The sequence below is a fragment of the Streptomyces sp. RP5T genome (assembly GCF_003933965.1).
Classification (GTDB): Bacteria; Actinomycetota; Actinomycetes; order Streptomycetales; family Streptomycetaceae; genus Streptomyces.
In genome coordinates this window covers 1-1,764 of sequence record NZ_RSAJ01000996.1, presented here as the reverse complement: position 1 = coordinate 1,764, position 1,764 = coordinate 1, and the positions used below count along the sequence as shown (strand labels likewise).

The window sequence follows — 1,764 nt, the reverse complement described above, 5'->3', positions numbered from 1 at the left end:
GACGGGGGTCGCGCTGATCACCGTCGACCCGTCCGGGGACAACAGCATCGTGGTCTCGCCGGGCGCCAACGGGCGTCTGACGCCGGGGAACGTAGGGGCCGCGACCAGTCTCTTCCACGCCTCCCGGGTGGTGTCGGCGCAGCTGGAGATCCCGCTGGAGACGGTCGTGGAGGTCGTACGGAACCTGTCGCCGGACAGCCGGTTCGTGCTGAACCCGTCGCCGCCGCGGCCGTTGCCCACCGAGGTCCTCGCGGCCTGCGATCCGCTGATCGTCAACGAGCACGAGGCGAAGGTGATCCTCGGGGACGCGTGCGTGAGCGACGTGCCGGAGGACTGGGCGCGGCTGCTGCTCGCGAAGGGGCCGCGGTCGGTCGTGGTGACCCTGGGCGCCGAGGGGTCGCTGGTGGCGACCTCGGCGGGGGTGAGCCGGGTGGCGTCGGTGAAGGTGGACGCCGTGGACACGACGGGCGCGGGGGACGCCTTCACGGCGGCGCTGGCGTTCCGGCTGGGGGCGGGTGCCCCCTTGGAGGAGGCGGCCTCGTACGCGTCCCGGGTCGGGGCGGTCGCGGTGACCCGGCAGGGCGCGCAGGACTCCTTCCCCACCGCCGAGGAGGTCGGCGCGCCGTGAAGAGGGCCGGAATACTGAACCGTCATCTGTCCGGCGCGCTCGCCGAGCTGGGGCACGGGGACGGGGTGCTGGTGTGCGACGCCGGGATGCCGATCCCCGACGGGCCGCGCGTGGTCGACCTGGCCTTCCGGGCCGGGGTGCCGTCCTTCGCGGTGGTGCTGGACGGGCTGCTGGCCGAGCTGGTCGTGGAGGGCGCGACGGCGGCGGAGGAGGTGCTCGGCGCGAACCCGGCGGCGGCCGCGCTGCTGCGGGGCGAGTTCCCCGACCTCCAGCTGGTCTCCCACGAGAAGCTCAAGGAGCTGTCGGCGGGCGCCCGTCTCGTCGTGCGCACGGGGGAGGCACGGCCGTACGCGAACGTGCTGCTCCGGTGCGGGGTGTTCTTCTGACGCCGGAGCCTCAGGGCGCCGGGAAGGCGAGTCGCAGGCCGTACGTCTTCTCGGCGCGCCGCAGTGCCGGCACGAGGGCGGCGCGCAGTGCGCGGACCTCCTCGGCGTGCGACGACGGTGTCCCGGACGGCGGCCGGCCTCGCCTCCAGCCCGTCCGCGCCCTCGGCCCGGTGAGGAAGTCGGGCCATTGACCACGTGAACGACCCGTCACCGTCGCGAGCAGGGTCCGGCTCCGCCGGAACGAGACCGCGACACTCCGCGTCGCAGCGTCATGACTCGCTTCACCCCCGGCCTGAAAGCCAGAGCACTGCGGAATGATGTCCGGTAGCGGGGCCCTGGGCAGCACCGGGATGAGCAGTCCGCGCACGGCGGCGCCCAGCCTGGTGCCGGTGAGCGCTGCCAGGGTGCCGCGGTGCCAGTCCGCGTAGGCCCAGCGGCCCTGGGTGGTCTGGAGGCGGTGCAGGCTGAACGCGGTCTCCCAGAGCGGGTCCGGTGTACTGGCCACCCTGATGCGGGTCAGGTCATCGGGGGTGAAGTGGATGCGCAGCACGGAACGGTCCCCCAGGAGCGTCGGCAGTCGTGCTCGGCAGGCAGCAGCCTGGGGCCTCGGACGTCACACGGGCAACGTATGGATTCGGCCGCTTCCCTCCGTCACCGCCGGCCCCGCGAAAGAGGTGCGGAAAAAGTCGGTGAACCCGTGCAACCCTCTCGCGACCTCGCGGGTCATACGTGGCATCAGGACTCTTGGAG

General features: G+C 73.1%; 2 protein-coding genes and 1 pseudogene. 2 read left to right on the top strand and 1 reads right to left on the bottom strand.

The features are described from left to right. A partial coding sequence (locus EHS43_RS43860) for a ribokinase (RefSeq protein ID WP_148104318.1) occupies window positions 1–628 on the top strand: 628 nt, incomplete at its 5' end. Continuing rightward, window positions 625–1,014 carry a D-ribose pyranase gene (gene rbsD / locus EHS43_RS43855; RefSeq protein WP_125195976.1) on the top strand — a complete coding sequence of 130 codons (390 nt, stop codon included), beginning with the start codon at window positions 625–627 and terminating at the stop codon, window positions 1,012–1,014. The genes EHS43_RS43860 and rbsD, both read left to right, overlap by 4 nt. 448 nt (window positions 1,015–1,462) lie before the next feature. Here rbsD and EHS43_RS48605 read toward each other — a convergent pair. Next, window positions 1,463–1,564: pseudogene (locus EHS43_RS48605) on the bottom strand (ArsR family transcriptional regulator); the annotation flags it as partial. Window positions 1,565–1,764 lie beyond the last annotated feature (200 nt).